The 20,105-nt window shown below is 72.5% G+C and carries 13 protein-coding genes; 6 read left to right on the top strand and 7 right to left on the bottom strand.

Annotated elements, in window-relative coordinates; translation table 11 throughout:
* Positions 1 to 87 precede the first annotated feature (87 nt).
* Positions 88 to 663, top strand: a complete 576-nt coding sequence (locus ACWCXC_RS35630) for a rhodanese-like domain-containing protein (protein WP_450684968.1) — start codon at positions 88 to 90, stop codon at positions 661 to 663.
* Between the two features lie 54 nt (positions 664 to 717).
* Here ACWCXC_RS35630 and ACWCXC_RS35625 read toward each other — a convergent pair whose 3' ends face one another.
* Positions 718 to 1,248: a carboxymuconolactone decarboxylase family protein gene (locus ACWCXC_RS35625; protein ID WP_450891661.1), complete on the bottom strand. Its 531-nt coding sequence runs from the start codon at positions 1,246 to 1,248 to the stop codon at positions 718 to 720.
* Between the two features lie 262 nt (positions 1,249 to 1,510).
* Here ACWCXC_RS35625 and sigJ point away from each other — a divergent pair, with 262 nt between their 5' ends.
* Positions 1,511 to 2,554, top strand: a complete 1,044-nt coding sequence (gene sigJ, locus ACWCXC_RS35620; RefSeq protein WP_450891660.1) for an RNA polymerase sigma factor SigJ — start codon at positions 1,511 to 1,513, stop codon at positions 2,552 to 2,554.
* Here sigJ and ACWCXC_RS35615 read toward each other — a convergent pair.
* The 4 genes from ACWCXC_RS35615 to ACWCXC_RS35600 all read right to left on the bottom strand — a co-directional run bounded on the left by ACWCXC_RS35615 (position 2,539) and on the right by ACWCXC_RS35600 (position 7,343).
* Positions 2,539 to 3,837, bottom strand: coding sequence for a BNR-4 repeat-containing protein (locus ACWCXC_RS35615; RefSeq protein WP_450891659.1), 1,299 nt, complete (start codon positions 3,835 to 3,837; stop codon positions 2,539 to 2,541). The two genes, sigJ and ACWCXC_RS35615, sit on opposite strands and share 16 nt — an antisense overlap.
* 246 nt (positions 3,838 to 4,083) lie before the next feature.
* A complete protein-coding gene (locus ACWCXC_RS35610) occupies positions 4,084 to 5,391 on the bottom strand; it encodes a sugar ABC transporter substrate-binding protein (RefSeq protein WP_450684972.1) in 1,308 nt (435 codons plus the stop codon).
* Between the two features lie 108 nt (positions 5,392 to 5,499).
* Positions 5,500 to 6,417, bottom strand: coding sequence for a carbohydrate ABC transporter permease (locus ACWCXC_RS35605; RefSeq protein ID WP_450684973.1), 918 nt, complete (start codon positions 6,415 to 6,417; stop codon positions 5,500 to 5,502).
* Positions 6,417 to 7,343 (bottom strand): carbohydrate ABC transporter permease, encoded by a 927-nt coding sequence (locus tag ACWCXC_RS35600; RefSeq protein ID WP_450684974.1) that lies wholly within the window; start codon positions 7,341 to 7,343, stop codon positions 6,417 to 6,419. The genes ACWCXC_RS35605 and ACWCXC_RS35600 overlap by 1 nt, the downstream gene beginning before the upstream one ends.
* 375 nt (positions 7,344 to 7,718) lie before the next feature.
* On the opposite strand from ACWCXC_RS35600, the gene ACWCXC_RS35595 reads away from it, so the two are divergent.
* On the top strand, positions 7,719 to 10,013 hold the full coding sequence (locus ACWCXC_RS35595) for an FAD-dependent oxidoreductase (protein ID WP_450684975.1): 2,295 nt from the start codon (positions 7,719 to 7,721) through the stop codon (positions 10,011 to 10,013).
* Positions 10,014 to 10,164: 151 nt separating this feature from the next.
* Here ACWCXC_RS35595 and ACWCXC_RS35590 read toward each other — a convergent pair whose 3' ends face one another.
* A complete protein-coding gene (locus ACWCXC_RS35590; RefSeq protein WP_450684976.1) occupies positions 10,165 to 10,947 on the bottom strand; it encodes an IclR family transcriptional regulator in 783 nt (260 codons plus the stop codon).
* Between the two features lie 379 nt (positions 10,948 to 11,326).
* On the opposite strand from ACWCXC_RS35590, the gene ACWCXC_RS35585 reads away from it, so the two are divergent.
* Positions 11,327 to 15,352: a molybdopterin-dependent oxidoreductase gene (locus ACWCXC_RS35585; protein WP_450891672.1), complete on the top strand. Its 4,026-nt coding sequence runs from the start codon at positions 11,327 to 11,329 to the stop codon at positions 15,350 to 15,352.
* Between the two features lie 7 nt (positions 15,353 to 15,359).
* Here ACWCXC_RS35585 and ACWCXC_RS35580 read toward each other — a convergent pair whose 3' ends face one another.
* Positions 15,360 to 16,889 (bottom strand): glycoside hydrolase family 43 protein, encoded by a 1,530-nt coding sequence (locus ACWCXC_RS35580; protein ID WP_450684981.1) that lies wholly within the window; start codon positions 16,887 to 16,889, stop codon positions 15,360 to 15,362.
* 339 nt (positions 16,890 to 17,228) lie between these two features.
* Between ACWCXC_RS35580 and ACWCXC_RS35575 the strand changes: the two genes are divergently transcribed.
* Together ACWCXC_RS35575 and ACWCXC_RS35570 are read left to right on the top strand one after the other, a co-directional pair.
* On the top strand, positions 17,229 to 18,548 hold the full coding sequence (locus ACWCXC_RS35575) for a lipase family protein (protein WP_450684982.1): 1,320 nt from the start codon (positions 17,229 to 17,231) through the stop codon (positions 18,546 to 18,548).
* Positions 18,549 to 18,809: 261 nt separating this feature from the next.
* Positions 18,810 to 20,003, top strand: a complete 1,194-nt coding sequence (locus tag ACWCXC_RS35570; RefSeq protein ID WP_450684977.1) for a macrolide family glycosyltransferase — start codon at positions 18,810 to 18,812, stop codon at positions 20,001 to 20,003.
* The last annotated feature ends 102 nt before the right edge of the window (positions 20,004 to 20,105 follow it).

Here is a 20,105-nt window from a genome sequence, read left to right as displayed (position 1 = left end):
TTCCACGTGCCCCATCCGATGGGATACCCCCAGGGGTAATCTACCCCTCCCCCTCGGAACCCTCGAAAGAAAAGGATGGCATCCGCCATGACCACCCCCACCGCCCTCGGTACCGGCGAAGCCCGCTCCCGGCTGCACGAGTTGACCGTCATCGACGTCCGCACGCCCGGCGAGTACGCGGGCGGTCATCTGCCCGGCGCGCTCAACATCCCGCTCGACCAGATCCGGCGGGCGCTGCCCGACATCCGTCACGCGGCAGGCCGCGGCGGCATCCTGGTGGTCTGCGCCTCCGGCGCCCGCTCGGAGAACGCCTGCCGGATCCTGGCCGAGAACGGGATAGAGACGGCCACGCTCACCGGCGGCACCGGGGCCTGGGCCGCCGACGGCCATGCGCTGGACCGTCCGCAGGGCGCGCCCCGCGCCGTCTGGGGCATGGAACGGCAGGTCCGGCTCACGGCCGGGACCGTCGTGCTCCTCGGCCTCCTGCTCGGCCTGGTCGTCCACCCCGCCTTCCAGATCCTCTCGGCGGGCATCGCGGCCGGACTGGTCTTCTCGGCCCTCACCAACACCTGCGGCATGGCCGCGATGCTGGCCAAGCTCCCGCACAACCGGCCCCGCGCCGCGGATCTCGACCGGACGCTCGCGGAGCTGCGCGCCCGCTGATCCGGGCGGACGCAAAGGGAGGGGCCCGGCCGGCGGGCCCCTCCCGCGCCGGCGCTACCTGCTGTAGTTCTTCCCGAGCGGCCGGCCCGGAATGGGCTTCCCGATCAGGGCGACGGGCACGAACAGGCAGAAGTGCCCGATCGCCAGCGTGAGCGTCCAGATCTCCTCGTCGCCGTAGAGTGCCGACACCCGCGCGAAGAGGGCGTCGGTCACCCGCTCCCCGGCCGGGTTCGGGGTGAGGACCGCCTCCACCAGTTCCAGGGCGAGCCGTTCGCCCTCGCTGAAGCAGGGCGCGTCCCGCCAGGTCGCGACGGCCGTGATGCGCGGTTCGCTCTCACCGGACCTGCGCAGGGCCTCCGTCAGCGGCAGCGCGTGATAGGTGCTGCCGACGATCTGCGCCGCGCGCAGCTGCATCAGCGTCAGCGTGGTCTCCGGTACGGGGCCGTCGCGCAGGGCGCCGCGCAGCGCACCCGAGAGCTTCGCCAGGTCGGGGACGAGATCACGGGGATCGGGCAGCCGCGACCGCACTCCGTCGTCGGAGGCGGTCGTGTGCGTGGCTCTGGTCGTGTGCGTGGACGAGGTCATGGGGCGTTCCCCTCGGGTCGGGCCGCCCGGGTCCGGGACGTGCCGGGCGGCTGCGGGACTTTCGTGTCCCTACGACCGCGCGGCACCCCGGAATGTGAGGCCGGGCCGCGACCGTCGTGCGCCCGGGGCCGGCGCGCACGTGCCCCCTGGCCGGAGGAAGCCTCCCTCCGCGACCGTCCCGCGCCCGGGGCTATGTCACATACGGGACCGCTGTCCGGTCAAAGGGGTGAGGAGACCCGCGACCGAGGGAGCCGAGACCGCCATGACCGACCCGTCCGAACAGAAGGACCGCCCGTCCGGGCCCGGTCCGCTCGCCGTCCGCCCGGTACCGGGCACGTTCGCGCGCGAACGGCGTCAGCTCGTCAACATCGCCTACCGGCTGCTGGGTTCCCTCTCCGAGGCAGAGGACGCCGTCCAGGAGACGTACGCCCGCTGGTACGCCATGAGCCCGCAGCAGCGACGGGCGATCGAACGTCCCGCCGCCTGGCTGACCCGGGTCGTCGGCCGCGTCTGCCTCAACGTGCTGGGATCGGCCCGCGCGCGGCGCGAGAACTACGTCGGCGCGTGGCTGCCCGAGCCGATTCCGGGCCCCGCGCGGTGGCCCGGCGGTCCGGCCGCGGAGGCCGCGGATCCCGCCGACCGGGTCACGCTCGACGAGACCGTCACCATGGCGTTCCTCGTCGTCCTCGAATCGATGACCCCGGCCGAGCGCGTCGTCCTCGTGCTCCACGACGTCTTCCGCTACCCCTTCCCCGAGGTCGCCCGGATCGTCGGCCGCACCCCGGCGGCCTGCCGGCAGCTCGCCGTCTCGGCCCGTGCCCGGGTCCGCGCCTCACCGGTGGCCGGCAGCCGCCCGGAGGCCGGACAGGCCGCCGTCGTCCGGGAGTTCAGGATCGCCTGGGAGGCCATGGACGTCGGGGCCCTCGTCGGGCTGCTCGACCCGGAGGTCCGGGCGACCGGCGACGGGGGCGGTCTGGCGCCCACCCTGCCCCACCCGGTGACGGGCGCCGGGGACCTGGCGCGCGGGCTCCTGTGGCTGAGGGAGCGTCAGCCGGGTCTGGTGCTGCGGGAACGGGCTGTCAACGGCCGCCCCGGGCTGGTCGCCGAACAGGACGGCACCGTCGTCACCGTTTACGCGTTCGGCTTCGTGGGGGAGCGCATCACCCATCTCTGGGCCGTGCGCAACCCCGAGAAGCTGCGGCCGTGGAGGGCGGCCCCGGCATCCGGCCGCGACCTCCCTCCTCGTCCGGGTGTGAGCCGTCGGCGCGGCCCGTGGGAGATCCCGGGGCGTCAGCGCAGACCGTAGTAGAGCGTGGTGTGCGCGGTGTCGGGGAGGTACAGCACGTCCTTGCCGTCCGAGTCCTGACGGACCGCCAGCCGGTCCGCCGTGATGCCGGGCGCCACGGATTCCGGGGTCCAGGTCGAGGCCGGGCGGGTCGCGGCGAAGACGCGGTCGGTGCCGCTGGCCGTCACATAGTAGACCCGGCTGCCGCCGGCCGCCGCGTCCCAGGTGATGCCGATGGCCGCCGTGGTCTGGACGCCGGAGTAGACGCTCTGGCGGATCCAGCTGCCGCCGCTCGGGTAGGCGTAGTACACGCGGAAGGTGCCGTTGCTGTCCGCCGAGCGGTAGCGGTAGGCGATCTTCGGCGCGGAGCCGTCCAGGGCGAGCTTGGCGCTCTGCACGGCCGGGCCGGTGTACGCGTTGTCGATGCTCCACTCCTCGCCCTCGGTGAGGTCCTGGATCACGTCCGAGGTGGCGGGGGTGACCGGGGTGGTGACGGACGCGCCCCTGCTGTCCGTGAAGGCGCCGGTGGCGGGGTCGTACACCAGGTAGGAGAGCTGGTGGCGGAAGCCGGTCGCCGGGGCCTTCGCCCACTCGAAGAGCACGTGGACGCGGCCCTGCGCGTCCACCGCCACGTCGTCGGGGTAGACCGAGCGGTTCAGCGCCCCGGCGAAGGTGGCGACGACGCTCCACGTCGAGGCCGCGTTGTCCCAGCGGTACAGCCGGCCGGGGCGCTGGTCGGACCCGGCGCCGACGCGGGCGGCCAGGTACAGGTCGCCGTTGGGCGCGGTGGTGACCACGGGGTAGGTGATGGCGACGCCCTGGTCGGGCATCTCGGCGGCGTGGTCCGTGACGGCGCCGCCCGGGGCGTCGGTGCGGTAGTAGCGCCAGGGGTTGGCGTGCATGGAGGCGAACACATGCAGCCGGCCGCTGCCGTCGCGGGCCACGGACGGCTGGTTGTGGCCGTTGTCGTCCGCGAACTCGGCCTGCTGCCCGTCGGCGTTGAGCAGCGGCAGCCGGCTCCAGACGCCGTCCGGGTCGCGCCGCGCGATGGCGGGGCGGTGCGTGGCGGCCGTCGAGCCGGGCTCGTTGAACGCGAAGTACGTGTACTGGCCCCGGCCCTTGTAGGTGGCCGCGGGGGACCACCAGGCGGCCTGGTTCGACGTGTCCATCGCGTACGGGACCTTCTCGATCACCGTCGCCGCCGCGGCGGCCGTGCCGTCGGCCTGGGCCGCCGGTGCGGGCACGAGCAGGGCGGCCAGGGCCGCGACCGAGGCGGCGCAGGCGCGGACAGTGGGACGTCGCAAGGTGAGCTCCTTCGCAGGGCGTGACGGGGAGGCACCACGGGGCCCGGAGCCCGGCAGCGCCTTCACTGCGCCGGAAACCTACAACAGATCCCATATGGCGAACAGAGTTTGCACAATGGGGATTTCGCATACACAGGAGGGGATCCGCGTGCGGGCATGGCGAAGGGCCCGATGAGAGGCGGACCGTCTCACCGGGCCCCGGCCATGGGCCCCGTACGCGCCCTGCGGCGCGAAATCAGTGGGTGATCAGCGCTTGATCAGCGACGTGATCTCCTCGTTCGCCTTCTTCATGGCGTCCTTGGGCTTCGACTTGCCGACCAGGACGGCCTGGACCTGCTTGGCCACGGCCTCCTCGATCTGGGCGTTCTGCGCGAACTGCCAGAACGGGCTGCCGGTCGCCGTCTGCGTGATCTTGTCGGTCCAGTCGGCGGTGAACTTGTCCTTCGCGACCTCGGGGGCGTCCAGACCGGCCGAGGTGGACGGCGGCAGGGCGCGGGAGGCGAAGTACTCCGTGGTGGTGGCCACGTCCGAGGTGGTGTGCAGGGCGAACTGCGAGGCCGCGTCCTGGCCCTTGCCCTTGACGACGGCGATCACACCGCCCCAGAGCAGCGCCTGCGGCGTGTCGCCGGCCTTGACCACCGGACGCTTCATCGGCTGCATGGCGTCCGCCAGCGTCTTGTCCTTGGCCTGGGCGGAGGTCACGCCCTTGCCGATGATGGCGTCGTCGTAGAAGGCCGCCTTGCCCTGGCTGAAGAGGGCGCGGGCGTCGAAGCGGTCCACGTCGGCGGCGATCAGCTTCTCGTCGTGCAGCTTCTTGTACCAGGTGACCGCGTCGACGGAGGCGTCGTCGCCGATGGTGACCTTGTCACCCTCCATGAGGCTGCAGCCGAAGGTCTGCATCCACGGGAAGATGTCCTTGAGCTGCGCGACCTTGGTGGCCGCGGCGTAGGGCACCACACCGCCGCCGAGCCCCTTGAGCGCCCGCAGCGCGTCCTCGAACTCCTCGATCGTGGTCGGGTGCTGCTTGATGCCCGCCTTGTCCAGGAGCTTGGTGTTGGCTATCACGCCGATGGAACCGGTGTTCCACGGCAGGCCGTACTGCTTGCCGTCGTAGACGCCGCTGTTCAGCGCGACCTCCGTGTAGCCGCCCTTCATGGCCACGGACCCCAGGTCGGCGAGCTTGCCCATCTGCGCCACCGCGGCGAGCCACGCGATGTCCAGGTGCACCGCGCCGGTCGTCTCGCCGCCGCCCAGCTTCAGCGTCAGCTGGCTCAGGTACTCGTTGTACGGGTACGAGACGGCGCGGATCTTGGAGCCCTCGGCCTTCTCCCAGGCCGCGATGATCTTCTCGATCGACGGCTTGGCGGCTTCCTCGTTCAGCGACCAGGAGGTGAAGTCGAAGTTCTTCGACGTGGTGTCGCCGCCGTTCGAGCCGGAGCCGGAACCGGCGGGCGACGGGGCGCAGGCGCCGAGGGCGCCGACGCCGGCCACACCGAGGGCGCCGATGCCGAACATGCGCAGGGCGCCGCGACGGCTGATGCCGGAGGAGGTCATGGATGTCTCCAGAGGGTGGGAGAAGTGAGGGTGACAGGAGGGGAAGGGGGTGCGTGCGCGGCCCGCCGGCCCGGTGGGTGACCGGACCGGCGCGCCCCGCGGGTGCGGCTACTTCACGGATCCGGCGGTCATCCCGCCGACGAGGTAGCGCTGAAGGAACATGAAGGCGATGACGACCGGGACGGACACCACCAGCGAGGCGGCCATGAGCTCCGGCCAGGCGGCCTGGAACTCGCCGATGTACGTCGAGACGAGGCCGGGGGGCAGGGTCTGCTTCTCCTTGTCCGCCAGCGTCACCGCGAAGATGAAGTCGTTCCAGCCGCGGACGAAGGCGAACAGACCGGCCGCGATCATCCCGGGGGCGGCCAGCGGCGCCACGATCGAGTGCAGGGTCCGCCACCGCGAGGCGCCGTCGATGGAGGCGGCCTCCAGCAGGGCGTCCGGGATGGTGTCGAAGATGCCCTTCAGCATCCACACGCACAGCGGCATCGTGAACGTGGTGAAGGAGAGCACCAGCGCGGTGTACGTGTTCAGCAGCCCGAAGCTGGAGAACACGGCGTACAGCGTCACCAGCAGCAGGGCCTGCGGGAACATCTGCGAGGCCAGCACCATGTGCATCAGCGAGCGCCGGCCGCGGTAGCGGAACTTGGAGAACGAGTAGCCCATGTACGTGGCGACGACGACGCTCAGCACGGCGGTGATCGAGGCGACGATGAGGCTGTTCACCAGGTAGGTGATCAGCTGGTCGTTGTCGGCGAGCGCGGTGAAGTTGTCGAAGGTGATCTCGGTCGGGATCAGCTTCGGCGGGAACTGGAACGCCGCGTCGGGGCTGCTCAGGGCGGTGGCCAGCAGCCAGTAGACCGGCAGCATGCCGAAGGCGCCGATGACCAGGACGGCGGTCCAGGCCGCTATCCGCGAGCGCAGCAGGTCCTTGCGGATCCTGCGCCGCGTGGTGCGTCCGGCGTGCCGGGCCGGTGCGCGGTGCCGGTCGGTGCCGGTCAGCGGGGTGGAGGTCGTGGTGGTCATCAGGCGTCGCTCTTCCGCTCGGTGATCCTGAGGTAAACGACGACCAGGACGAGCAGGAGCAGCATCCACAGGCCGCCCAGTGCCGTCGCCCGGCCGATGTCGAAGCCCTTGAAGGCGGTCTGGTACACGGCGGTCGCGAAGGTCTCGGTGGCGCCGGCCGGGCCGCCGCCGGTGAGCACGTAGATGGTGTCGAAGTGCTGGAAGTTCCAGATGAACTCCAGCAGCAGCACGATGGAGGCGACACCGCGGACCTGGGGCCAGGTGACGGCGAAGAAGCGCCGGATCGCGCCGGCCCCGTCCATCGAGGCCGCCTCGTGCAGTTCCTTGGGCACGGTCTGCAGACCGGCGAGGAGCATCACCATCATCCAGGGGAAGCTCGCCCAGGTCTTGGTGACGATGACGGCGAGCATCGCGGTGCCGGGCTGTCCCAGCCAGGACACGGACTCGTCGATGATCCCGAGGTCCATGAGGATGCCGTTGAGCACGCCGTAGTTCGCGTTGAAGATCCACATCCAGAGGAAGGAGACCACCACGCCCGGGATCACCCACGGGAACAGGAAGAGGCCGCGCATGAAGCCGCTGCCCTTGAGCCCCGAGTTCAGCGCCAGCGCCAGCGCGAAGCCGATCACGAAGGGCACGATCGTGGCGCCGACGGTGAAGACCAGCGTCTGCTTGAAGATCGTGAGGAAGTCGCCGTCGAGCCAGTAGGTGAAGTTCTCCAGGCCGACGAACTCCCGGCCCGGCAGCCGCAGGTCCTGCTTGAAGAAGCCGGTGATCAGGGCGGACACCAGCGGATAGATGATGATCGTCGCGAACAGGGCGAGCCCCGGCGCGGTGAGCAGCAGGGCGAACGCGCCGTTCGAGAGCCGTCCGCCGTTCCGCTCACGCCGGGGAGCGGCCTTCTGGGGAGGTGCGGCCGTACTCATGGGTCTGTCCTCTCGAACGGTGCGGGAGCGGTGATGCAGGGCCTGGTGCGCTGAGCCCGGTGCCGGGGGGTGCCGGCAGGTGCCATGCATGCTCCATGGAACGCAGGTTGCAGCATGCGGGATCGTTCTCCATATCGTGCGAAGCCGTCAACCCTTTTGGTCGGTGAATCACCGGTTCTGTGCGGGACCGTGACGTCGGCGTATGCGTCATGAGCAGTGCTCTCGGCCCACGGCGACGGTGTCATCGGCTGCGCCGGAAACTTACAACAGATCCCACTGACTGAACAGTGGTTGCACAATATGGATGTGATGTACGTTCGAGGCCGCTCCGCTTCGGCGGAGAGAATCCGTGCTTCACACCAAGGAGGCCGCTCCGTGCGGGAAGAAGAGGTCCATTACGACATCGCCGTCATCGGCGGGGGCCTGGCGGGGACCTGCGCGGCCATCGCCGCTGCCCGGCTCGGCCGGCGTGTCGCCCTGGTCAACAACCGGCCCGTGCTCGGCGGCAACGCCAGCAGCGAGGTCCGCGTCTGGGTCTGCGGCGCCACCGCCCACGGGGTGCACCGCTGGGCCCGCGAGACCGGCATCATGGGCGAGCTGTACACCGAGAACCAGTTCCGCAACCCCGAGGGCAACCCGTACTACTGGGACCAGGTCGTCCTGGACGCCGTACGGGCCGAACCCAACATCGACCTGTACCTGAACACCGACGTCCGCGAGGTCGAGGCGAGCGGTCCCGAGGACGCCCGCGAGCTGCACTCCTGCACCGGCTGGACGATGGGCTCGGAGCGCCGCATCACCTTCCGCGCCCAGCAGTTCCTCGACTGCACCGGCGACGGTCTCCTCGGCCACCTCGCGGGCGCCGCCTACCGCATCGGCCGCGAGGCCGTCACCGAGTTCGGCGAGCCCTGGGCGCCCGAGGAGGCCGACGACGCGCTCCTCGGCTCCACGATCCTGTTCCACACCAAGGACCTCGGCCACCCCGTCAAGTTCGTCCCGCCCGCCTACGCCAAGGACCTCTCCACCACGCCCATCCTGCGCAACCGCGTCCTGCGCACCGGTGACAACGGCTGCGACTACTGGTGGATCGAGTGGGGCGGCGAGCTGGACACCGTCCACGACAACGAGCGCATCCGCGACGAGCTCCAGTCCGTGATCATGGGCATCTGGGACCACATCAAGAACTCCGGCGAGTTCCCGGAGGCCGAGAACCTCACCATGGAGTGGGTCGGCAGCCTCCCCGGCAAGCGCGAGTACCGCCGCTTCCTCGGCGACTACGTCCTCACCCAGCAGGACATCCTGGAGCAGCGCCCCTTCGACGACCGGATCGCGTTCGGCGGCTGGTCCGTCGACCTCCACCCCGTCCAGGGCATGTACGCCGACGAGCCGGGCGCCCGCCAGCGCTACGCCGACGGCATCTTCCACATCCCGCTGCGCTCCCTGTACTCGGCGAACGTGACCAACCTCCTGTTCGCCGGGCGCAACATCTCGGCCACGCACATCGCCTTCGGCGCCACCCGGGTCATGGCCACCTGCGCCACCCTCGGCGAGGCCGCGGGCACCGCCGCCGCGCTGTGCGTCGCCGAGGGCGTCCGCCCCCGCGAGCTGGCCGCCAAGCGCCCCGAGCTGGTGCGCCGCGCCCTCCTGCGCCAGGACGCCTCCGTCATCGGGCTGAGCGACGACGACCCCGACAACCTGGCCCGCGAGGCCCGGGTCACCGCCTCCTCCCACCTGGAGCGCCTGGCGGCCGAGCCCTCCGACGCCGCCCCCGGCGAGCCGTACCCGCTCACCCGCGACCTCGGCCTGCTGCTCCCCGTCGACCCGGCGCTCGACACCGTGGACCTCCTCGTCCACGGCGGCGAGGAGCCCGCCGAGCTGACCGTCGAGCTGTGGGGGACCGGCCGCCCCGAGAACGCCGTTCCGACCGACCGGCTGCTCACCACCGCGGTCACCGTGCCGGCCGGCGGACCCCACTGGGTCACCGCCCGGCTCGACCACCACCCGGACACCCCCGGGAACGCCGTCCTGATCGTCCGGGCCTGCCCCGGCACCTCCCTGGTCCTGGTGCCCGAGCGCACCGACGGCGTCCTCGCGCTGCGCAGCCGCGCCGAGGGCGACGCGGCCGTGGACCACGACATCCCGGAGGAGGAGGGCCAGCTCGTCCTGGAGTGGCAGGCGCGCGGTCTGCGCCGCCGGACCTTCGCCTTCCGCGCCGCCCCGGAGACCTCGGCCTTCCGGCCCGAGCGGGCCGTGGGCGGCTACCAGCGCCCCTACGCGGGCCCCCAGATGTGGTCCTCCGCCCCGCTCGCGGACCCGGAGGCCGCCGGGGAGTGGCTGCGCCTGGACTGGGACGAGGAGCGCGAGCTGCGCGAGGTGCGCGTGGTCTTCGACGACGACGTCGACGAGTACCTCAACAACCTGCACCGTCACCGCACCCCGTTCGAGATCATGCCGGAGCTGGTCCGCGACTACCGGATCGAGGCCGCGGAGCCGGACGGCACCTGGCGGACCCTCCACACGGTGACCGGCAACCGCCGCCGCCACCGCGTGCACGCCGTGGCCGGCCCCGACGGCGGGCCCGTGCGCACCACCGCCCTGCGCCTGGTCGTGGAGGCCACGCACGGCGCGCCGCACGCCCATGTGATCGCCTTCAAGGCGTTCGGGGCCTGAGACTCCGGCGCCGGTGCGAAGGGGCACCGGCGCCGGGCAAGCCGGAAGGGCCGGTACGGGAGAGGTTTCCGTACCGGCCCTTCCGCGGTCGTTGGGGCACAGCGGCCCGGTACGGGGGAGGGGGTTCCCGTACCGGGCCTTCGGCGGTGGTTCAGACGGCCCCGAGCGCCTGGCTGATGGCGTCGGCGGCCTCGATGACGTCACGGGTCAGGGCCTGCCGCTGGCTCTCGGTGTGGCCGCCGAGGAGCGAGGTGGGGCCCCACAGCGAGATCGCGGCCACCACGTCCCCCGAGGCGTCGCGGACGGGCGCGGCGAGCGAGGCGCGGCCCAGGGCGCGCTCCTCGGCCTCGACGGCGTAACCGGTGCGGCGGACCGTCTCGATCTCGGCGTCCAGCAGGTCGTGGCTGACCGTGGTGAAGTCGGTGTGCGCCGCCAGCGGCTCCGGGAGCAGCGTGCGCCGCTCCTTGGGCGTGAGGCCGGCGAGCAGGCACTTGCCGATGCTCGTGGCGTGCAGCGGGGCGGTGTGCCCGGCCTGGGTGTACGACTTCGGGGCGCGGGTGCCCTCGAAATTGCACAGGAACATCAGCTCGTCGCCGCGCCGGACGGCCACATTGGCCCCGAGCCCCGTCCGGGTGGCGAGGTCCTGGAGGACCATGCGCGCGGCCCGGTGGACCGGATGGCGGTTGGTGGCAGTGGCCGCGAGCGGCAGGATGCCCAGGCTGAGGCGGTAGAGATTGCTGACCGGGTCGCGCTCCACCATGTCGAGCCGTTCGAGGGTGGAGAGCAGGCGGGACGTGGTGGACGAGCCGAGTCCGGTGATCTCGGCGACATCGGAGACACGCAGCTCGGCGCGGCCCGAGTCCAGTGCGCGCAGCACGGAGACCGCTCGTTCGACGCTCTGGTTCGTGCCGGCATCGGTCGCCCGAGTAACCATGACCCTCCTCGTTCTTTGCAAATCGCTTGCACATGCTGCATCAGCATATCGCGCTGGCCCCTGATGTGACCCGGTGAATCGTGGCTTTAACCCGCCGGAAATACAGGGCATTCGCGGTGGTTCAGGGCTTGTTGGCGTCCGACGGGCACCCCGGGCCCTCCTCCCGCGCCCGGCCGCCGATCTCACAGCCTCGGGCCGCCCGGTGTGTGGAGGGCGTTACCGCCCATGATCGGCCGGGGCACATCGGCGTAACGGGCAATTCGTACGGTCGGGGGCACGATCCGATCCACAGAGAGGGCACCCGGTGTCCACACAGGAGTCCCGGGCGGCGAGCGCCCAGGTGCGGACCGTCTGCTCGTACTGCGGGGTGGGGTGCGGGATGGTCCTCGACCTCGGGGCCGGGCCCGACGGCCGCCGTACGGTCCTCAAGGCGTCCGGGGACCGGGCCCACCCCGCCAACGCCGGCCGGCTCTGCACCAAGGGCGCGACCACCGCCGACCTCCTCGCGGCCCCCGGCCGGCTGACCACCGCGCTGCGCCGGCCCGGACGCGGCGCGGAACCGGAACCCGTGGACGTGGACACGGCGATCACCGACACCGCGCGACGACTGCGCGCGATCGTCGACGCGCACGGACCCGACGCGGTCGCCCTCTACGTGTCCGGGCAGATGAGCCTGGAGGCGCAGTACCTGGCCAACAAGCTCGCCAAGGGCTTCATCGGCACCAACCGGATCGAGTCCAACTCCCGCCTCTGCATGGCCAGCGCGGGCAGCGGCTACAAGCTCTCGCTCGGCGCCGACGGGCCGCCCGGCTCCTACGACGACTTCGAGAGGGCGGACGTCTTCCTCGTCATCGGCTCCAACATGGCCGACTGCCACCCGATCCTCTTCCTGCGCATGATGGAGCGGGTCAAGAGCGGGGCGAAACTGATCGTCGTCGACCCCCGCCGCACCGCCACCGCCGAGAAGGCGGACCTCCACCTCCCGATCCGGCCCGGCACCGACCTCGCCCTCCTCAACGGCCTGCTCCATCTGCTGCACGCCGGGGGGCACACGGACCCGGAGTTCATCGCCCGGCACACCGAGGGCTGGGAGGCGATGCCGGAGTTTCTGTCCGACTACCCGCCCGGGACCGTCGCCGGGATCACCGGACTGCCCGAGGAGGACATCCGCCGGGCCGCCGAGTGGATCGGCGCGGCGGGGGAGTGGACGAGCTGCTGGACCATGGGGCTCAACCAGTCCACGCACGGCACCTGGAACACCAACGCCCTGATCAACCTCCACCTGGCGACCGGCGCCATCTGCCGCCCCGGCAGCGGCCCGTTCTCCCTCACCGGACAGCCCAACGCCATGGGCGGCCGGGAGATGGGCTACATGGGCCCGGGACTGCCCGGCCAGCGCTCGGTCCTCGTCGACGAGGACCGCGCCTTCACCGAGGAGCTGTGGGGGCTGGCCCCCGGCACCCTGCGCGAGGACGGCTCGGGGCAGGGGACCGTCGACCTGTTCCGCCGCATGGCCGACGGAGAGATCAGGGCCTGCTGGATCATCTGCACCAACCCGGTCGCCTCCGTCGCCAACCGCCGCACCGTGATCGAGGCCCTGGAGAGGGCCGAACTCGTCATCACCCAGGACGTCTTCGCCGACACCGAGACCAACGCCTACGCCGACGTGGTGCTCCCCGCCGCCCTGTGGACCGAGACCGAGGGCGTCCTCGTCAACAGCGAACGCTCCCTCACCCTCGCCCGCCCGGCCCTCGAACCCCCCGGCCAGGCCCTCCCCGACTGGCAGCTCATCGTCCGGATGGCCCGCGCGATGGGGTACGGGGACGCCTTCCCGTACGAGAGCGCCGAAGAGGTCTTCGAGGAGATCAGGCGCGCCGCCAACCCGAAGACCGGCTACGACCTGCGCGGGGTCGGCTACGAACGGCTGCGCGCCACCCCCGTCCAGTGGCCCGCCCCCACCGCCGACGGACCGGACCGCAACCCGATCCGCTATCTGACCGCCGACGGCACCCCGCTCTTCCCGACACCGAGCGGCCGGGCCGTCTTCTTCGCCCGCCCGCACATCGACCCCGCCGAGATGCCCGACGACGCCTATCCGTTCGTCCTCAACACCGGGCGGCTCCAGCACCAGTGGCACACCCTCACCAAGACGGGACGGGTCGCCAAGCTCAACCGGCTCGCCCCGGCCCCCTTCGTCGAGGTGCACCCCGAGGACGCCGCACGGCTCGGCATCGCCGAGGGCGACCCGGTCGAGATCGCCTCCCGGCGCGGACGGGCCGTCCTGCCGGCCGTGCTGACCGACCGGGTGCGCCCCGGCTGCTGCTTCGCCCCCTTCCACTGGAACGACCTGTTCGGGGAGTACCGCTGCGTCAACGCGGTGACCGACGACGCCGTCGATCCGATCTCCTTCCAGCCCGGCTTCAAGGTCTGCGCGGTCACCCTGGCGAAGTCCGCCACCCCGCTCGCCCCGCCCCCGGGGCTCCCCACCGCCCCGGCCGCCGTCCGCCCCGCGCCCGACGGCATCGCCGCCCCCACCCCGGCGGCCACCGCACTCGGTGTGGCCGGCACCCCGCCCCCGGTGCTCGCCGAGCACGAACGGCAGTACCTGGTGGGCTTCCTTGCCGGACTGGAGAGCGGCGCACCCGGCGTCCCGGTGCTGCCCGCCGGCGCTCCGTTCAGTGAGGCGCACGCCCGCTGGGTCAACGGCGTGCTCGCCGGAATGTACTCGCGCGCCCCGCACGCACCGGAGGCGCCGCCCGGCCCCGGCACCCTCGCCGGCGGCCGGGAGGTGATCGTCCTGTGGGCCTCGCAGACGGGAAACGCCGAGGAGTTCGCGGCGGCGGCCGCCGACCGGCTCACCGCCACCGGACACCGCGCCGCCCTCCTCGGCATGGACGACACCGACCTGCGCACGCTGCCGCCCTCGGCCGATCTGCTGCTGATCACCAGCACCTTCGGCGACGGCGACGCCCCCGACAACGGTGCCGGCTTCTGGTCGGCCCTGACCACCGACGACCCCCCGCGCATGGACGGCCGCCGCTACGCCGTCCTCGCCTTCGGCGACTCCTCGTACGACGACTTCTGCGGCCACGGGCGCCGGCTCGACCAGCGGCTGGGCGAACTGGGCGCGGTCCGCCTCGCCCCGCGCACCGACTGCGAGCCCGACTACGAGCCCTCCGCGCGCGCCTGGCTCGACCTGGTCCTCGGCAGCCTCACCGCGCCCTCCGCGCCCGCCCCCGCGCCGCCCCCCGCGCAGCCCCCCGCCCCGGCCCGGCGCACCGCGGGCCGGCCGGCCCCCGCCACCGCCCGGCTCACCGGCAAGGTGCTGCTGAGCGGCCCCGGCGCCGGCAAGGAGGTGCGCCGCTTCACCTTCGACACCCGCGACAGCGCCGTTCCGCTGGTCTACGAGGCGGGGGACGCCCTCGGCATCCACCCCGTCAACGACCCGGCCCTCGTGACCGAATGGCTCGCCGTCACCGGGCTCGACCCCGCCGACCCCGTCGAGGTCCCCGACGCCGGACCGCTCCCGCTGGCCGAGGCCCTGCGCGGACACCTGGACATCACCCGGCTCACCCCGGCCCTGCTCGGCTTCGTCGCCGAACGCACCGGCGACCGCGAACTGCGCACACTGCTGCGCCCCGACAACAAGGGCGAACTCGCGCGCTGGTCCTGGGGCCGGCAGGCCGTCGACGTCCTCACCGAACACCCGGTGCGGGCCACCCCCGAGGAGTGGGCGGGGGTCCTCAAGAAGCTCCGGCCCCGGCTGTACTCCATCGCGTCGAGCCCGCTCACCGACCCCCACGAGGTGGCGCTGACCGTCTCCGTCGTCCGCTACGAGAACCTCAAGGGCCACCCCCGGGCGGGCGTGTGCTCGGCCTTCCTCGCGGACGCGGCCGAGAACACCCCGGTCCCGGTCTTCGTCCAGCGCTCCGCGCACTTCCGGCCCCCGGCCGACCCCGACACCCCGATGATCATGGTCGGTCCGGGGACCGGGGTCGCCCCGTTCATCGGATTCCTGGAGGAGCGCCGGGCGCGTGGTCACCGGGCGCCCAACTGGCTCTTCTTCGGCGAACAGCACCGCGCGAGCGACTTCTACTACGAACGGGAGCTCCACCGGGCCCTCGCCGACGGCGGCCTCGCCCGCCTCGACACCGCCTTCTCCCGCGACCAGCGCGCCAAGGTCTACGTCCAGGACCGGATGCGCGAACGCGGCCCCCAGATCTGGTCCTGGCTCCGGGACGGCGCCCACTTCTACGTCTGCGGGGACGCCTCCCGGATGGCCAAGGACGTCGACCGGGCGCTCCGCGACATCGCGGTCACGCACGGCGGCCTCGACGAGGACGCGGCCGCCGTCTACGTGAAACAGCTCGCCGCCGACAAGCGGTACGTCAGGGACGTCTACTGATGGCTCGTCAGGCAGGGCGCAGCCCGAACCAGTCGAAGGCCGCGCTGCCCCGGGTGGCGTACATGCCGAGGACGCGGCCGGTGAAGCCGCCGGTGACCTCGGTGGAGAGGTAGCGGCCGTCGAGCGCGGCCAGTACCTCGAAGGCGCCGTCCTCCGTCTCGTACCCCAGGTGCAGGGTGTCGGGGGCGCCGACGCGCAGACCGGGCGGTACGGGTCCGTCGGGCGTCGTCACGGAGGGCGGCAGGACGACCGACGAGGTGACGTCGACCCGGAGCGTCAACGGGCCCGGGGGCACGGCGTGTTCGGCCACGGTGTGGGCCATCGGGCCGATCCGCGCGGCGACCCGGACGGCGCCGGCGCCGTCCGTCTCCACCCGGTAGTGGTGCGCCTCGTCGATCCGCACGGCGAGCCCGCCGAGCCCTCCCGGGGCCACCTCCACCCGTGTACGGGCGGTGCAGTCGGGGTCGCGCTGGCGGCGTCCCACGAAGACCGCGCCGGGGGTGTCGAGGGAGTCCGCATGGGCGTGCAGCACGAGGTGGCCCGGCCGCTCGTCCAGCCGGACGGTCTCCGGCCGCCACCGCCGGACGGTCACCCAGCACGGCGCGAGCGCCTCGGCGTCGAAGTCGTCGCGTTCCGGTTCGCCGGGCCAGGGGTGCGGCTCCAGCGCCGGTGCCTCGGCGCGCAGTTCGACGGGTCCGGGCAGCGGCCAGCCGTCCTCCCAGCGCACCGGGGCGAGGAAGGTCTCCCGGCCGAGGCCGTGGAACTTGGGCGTGTCGCCCCGGGGCCGGGTGCCCAGCAGCACCATCCACCAGCTGTCGTCGCCGGCCCGGACCAGGTCGCCGTGGCCGATGTTCTGCACGGGGTGGCCGGTGCTGCGGTGGGAGAGCACGGGGTTGCCGGGGTGCGGTTCGAAGGGTCCGGGCAGGGCGCGGGCTCGGGCCACCGACATGGCGTGCCCGCGCTCGGTGCCGCCCTCCGACAGCAGCAGATACCACCACTCGCCGATCCGGTACAGATGCGGCCCCTCGGGGTACTGGAGCCCGGTGCCGGACCACAACGCCACCGGTTCGCCCAGCAGTTCGCCGCTCTCCGGGTCCAGCCGCACCCCGTGGATCCCGTCGTCGGAGAACACGCACCAGCAGGTGCCGTCCTCGTCCCAGGCGAGGTCCGGGTCGATGCCGGGGATGCCCACGGGGACCGGGTCGGACCAGGGCCCTGCCGGGTCCTTCGCGGTCACCAGCAGGCTGCCGATACCGCCCACCACGGTGGTGATCATCCAGAACCGGCCGTCGTGGTACCGCAGCGTCGGTGCGTACACCCCGCACGAGGCCGGCGCGGTGTCAGCCAGCTCCAACTGCCCGGGACGGTCCAGCGCGTGGCCGATCAGCCGCCAGTTCACCAGGTCGCGGCTGTGCCAGAGCGGAACCCCGGGCACGTACTCGAAGCTGGACGTCGCCACGTAGTAGTCGTCGCCCGCCCGGCAGATGCTCGGGTCCGGACTGAAGCCGGGTATCACGGGGTTGTCGAAGAGCGCCATGTCCGTCCCAGGGTGGTGCGGGTGGCGGTGCGGAGGGGAGGGCACGCCACCACGGTCGTCGAAGCGCTTCGACGCTCGCACGGCGGAACCCCGCTGTCAACGGTCGAAGAGGGTTCGCGCACCGGGGTGTTCGCGGGCGGGGGCATCGCGCGAGGGAGTTACCAGAGCGTAACTTACTCATGGGTTACCTTCGGTAAGTCGCGCTGCTAGCTTGCGCTCACCCGCTATTCGGAGCAGAGCGAGGAGTGAGCTGTGAGCCGCACGAGCACCCGTTCGCCGGTCCCCTTCCCCACGAGGTCCTCCCAGGAGCCCCCCACCCGCCGGACGCGGTCCGGCCGGGTGCGCGCGGTGGCCGTCGCCGTCACCGCGGCGGCCTGTCTGACGGCGTACGCCCTGCCGGCGCACGCGGCCGGTGCGACGGAACCGGTCGTCTCCCGGGGCGTCACCATCCCCGACTTCTACACCCCGCCCGCCGACCTGCCCGCCGCCAACGGCCAGGTCATCCGGCACGAACCGCTGCCCCTCGGGCTCAGCCTGCCCGGACTGGACGGCCGCCCGATGCCCGGCACCGCGACCCGGCTGATGTACCGCTCCACCGACGCGGCGGGACTGCCCGTCGCGGTGACCGGCGCCTACATCGAACCCTCCGCCGCATGGAAGGGCTCCGGCGCACGCCCGCTGGTGGCGCTCGCCTCCGGAACGGTCGGCCAGGGCGACCAGTGCGCCCCCTCCCTGAGCCTCCAGTACCCGCTGGCCGTGACCCCCGAGACCGTCTCGATCGGCTACGAGACCCTGTCCGTCTACCGGTTGCTCTCCGCCGGTGTCGCCGTCGTCGTCACCGACTACGTCGGTCTGGGCACGACGGACCGGCTGCACACCTACGTCAACCGCGTCGACCAGGGGCACGCGCTGCTGGACGCGGTCCGCGCCGCCCGCCAGGTGCCCGGCGCCTCCGTCACGGCCGACTCGCGCACCGGCCTGTACGGCTACAGCCAGGGCGGCGGCGCCAGCGCGTCGGCGGCGGAACTCCAGCCGTCCTACGCCCCCGAGATCGCCCTCTCCGGCACCTACGTCGGCGCCCCGCCCGCCGATCTGACCGCCGTCATGAAGGGCATCGACGGCAGCGCCCTCGCCGGCGCGCTGGCCTGGGCCATCAACGGGTTCGCCCAGTCCGACCCCGATCTGCGGGCCGTCGTCGAGGCCAACGTCAACGCGGCCGGCCGGGCCGCACTGAAGGACGCCTCCACCATGTGCGTCGGTGACGCGATCCTCGGCTACGGCTTCACCAGGAGCACCAAGTGGACCAACAGCGGCGCCTCCCTCGGTGAGGTCATCGCCGCCGAACCCCGCGCCAAGGCCGCCCTCGACCGGCAGCGCATCGGCAACCTGAAGCCCTCCGGCCCGGTGCGCCTGGCCACCGGGGTGCAGGACGACATCGTGCCGCACGCCCAGGCGCGCCAACTGGCCGTCGACTGGTGCCGCAAGGGCGCGAACGTCACCTACGACGCGATCATCCTGCCCAACCTCGGTGACAAGCTGCTGACCAACCACATGGTCCCGCTGATCACCGACCAGGGCGACGCCATCTCCTGGCTGACCGACCGGCTCTCCGGCCGGGGCGCCTCGTCCAACTGCTGGACGATGCCGATCCAGCCCTGACCGGCACCGTCCCCGCACCGCCGGGCGGACCCCCTCCGGGCCGCCCGGCGGTCGCGTTCCGCCGAAATCCCGGTGCGGCGGAACCGGACACCCGTTAGGGTGCCCGCCATGAACCTCTTTCAGCTCTACGGCTGACGCGGCAGGGGCAACGCCCCGACCCCGTCCGGCGGAACCGCGCGCGCCCCTGACCCGCATCCCACGGGTGGCGACGCGCCGCTCCGCCCTTCCTTCCCGCCGTAGACCTGAATCGAGTGATCCTCCATGTCACGCCACCGTGCCCATATCGCCGTGATCGGCATCCCGGCCGTCAGCCACGTCCTGCCCAGCCTCGAAGTCGTCCGCGAACTGGTGGCCCGGGGCCACCGCGTGACGTACGCCAACGGTCCCGAAGTGGCCGACCGCATCGAGGCCACCGGCGCCGCGCTCGTCCCGTACCGCTCGGTGCTGCCGGTCGCCGACAACACCTGGCCCGACGACCCGATCGCCGCGATGGGCCTCTTCCTCGACGACGCCGTCCAGGCGCTGCCCCAACTGCGCGCCTTCTACGACGAGGACCCGGCCGACCTCTATCTCTACGACATCGGGGCGTACGCCGGGCGCGCCCTGGCCGAATCGCAGAAGCGCTCCCTGATGCAGCTGTCCCCGACCTTCGTCGGCTGGGAGGGGTACGAGGAACAGGTCGCCGCACATCTGTGGGCGCTGCCGGGCGCCGACGCCTACCGGGAGCGGTTCACCGGCTGGCTGGCTCGCTGCGGGGCGTCGACCACCGCCATGGACGCGTTCTGCGGCCGGCCGGCGGACACCCTGGCGCTGATCCCGCGCGCGATGCAGCCGCACGGGGACGACGTCGACACGGACACGGTGACGTTCGTCGGCCCGTGCTTCGGCGGTCGCGCCGAAGGACAGGAATGGACCCGGCCGGCCAGCGCCCAGCGGGTCCTGCTCGTCTCGCTGGGCTCGGCGTACACCGACCGGCCGGAGTTCTACCGCCGGTGCCTGGCCGCGTTCGGGGGGCTGCCGGGCTGGCACGTGGTCCTCCAGGCGGGCCGCCACACCGACCGGGCGGCGCTGGGCCCGATTCCGGACAACGTCGAAGTGCACTCCTGGGTCCCGCAGTTGGCGATCCTGGAACAGGCCGACGCCTTCGTCACGCACGCGGGCATGGGCGGCAGCTCCGAGGGGCTGTACACCGGCACACCGATGATCGCCGTCCCGCAGGCCACCGACCAGTTCATGAACGCCGACCGGCTGGTCGAGCTGGGCGTGGCCCGCCGCATCGACACCGAGGACGCCACCGCCGACGCGCTGCGGACGGCCCTGACCGCGCTGGTGGACGATCCCGCGGTCGCCGCGCGGTCGCGGCGCCTGCGCGCCGAGGTCCGGTCCGAGGGCGGAACGCACCGCGCCGCCGACCTGATCGAGCACATGCTCGGCCGGGGGACCGACGCGAGGTGACACGCGAGCGGGGCCGCGCGGTGGGTGTCACCGTGCGGCCCCGCACTGTCTGCCGGGTGGGGGTCTCAGCCCTTGCGGTTGTTGATCTCTTCGGTGAGCTGG

Source organism: Streptomyces sp. NPDC001515, from assembly GCF_053597115.1.
Note: the sequence above shows the minus strand (reverse complement) of the source record. Positions and strands in the feature narration are given on the sequence as shown.

What these genes read in the sequence shown, in the direction of transcription:
- ACWCXC_RS35605 (WP_450684973.1), bottom strand. Translation starts at nt 6,417, where the DNA reads ATGACCACCACGACCTCCACCCCGCTGACCGGCACCGACCGGCACCGC.
- ACWCXC_RS35630 (WP_450684968.1), top strand. Translation starts at nt 88, where the DNA reads ATGACCACCCCCACCGCCCTCGGTACCGGCGAAGCCCGCTCCCGGCTG.
- ACWCXC_RS35580 (WP_450684981.1), bottom strand. Translation starts at nt 16,889, where the DNA reads ATGGCGCTCTTCGACAACCCCGTGATACCCGGCTTCAGTCCGGACCCG.
- ACWCXC_RS35585 (WP_450891672.1), top strand. Translation starts at nt 11,327, where the DNA reads ATGGTCCTCGACCTCGGGGCCGGGCCCGACGGCCGCCGTACGGTCCTC.
- ACWCXC_RS35625 (WP_450891661.1), bottom strand. Translation starts at nt 1,248, where the DNA reads ATGACCTCGTCCACGCACACGACCAGAGCCACGCACACGACCGCCTCC.
- ACWCXC_RS35570 (WP_450684977.1), top strand. Translation starts at nt 18,810, where the DNA reads ATGTCACGCCACCGTGCCCATATCGCCGTGATCGGCATCCCGGCCGTC.
- ACWCXC_RS35600 (WP_450684974.1), bottom strand. Translation starts at nt 7,343, where the DNA reads ATGAGTACGGCCGCACCTCCCCAGAAGGCCGCTCCCCGGCGTGAGCGG.
- ACWCXC_RS35610 (WP_450684972.1), bottom strand. Translation starts at nt 5,391, where the DNA reads ATGACCTCCTCCGGCATCAGCCGTCGCGGCGCCCTGCGCATGTTCGGC.
- ACWCXC_RS35590 (WP_450684976.1), bottom strand. Translation starts at nt 10,947, where the DNA reads ATGGTTACTCGGGCGACCGATGCCGGCACGAACCAGAGCGTCGAACGA.
- sigJ (WP_450891660.1), top strand. Translation starts at nt 1,511, where the DNA reads ATGACCGACCCGTCCGAACAGAAGGACCGCCCGTCCGGGCCCGGTCCG.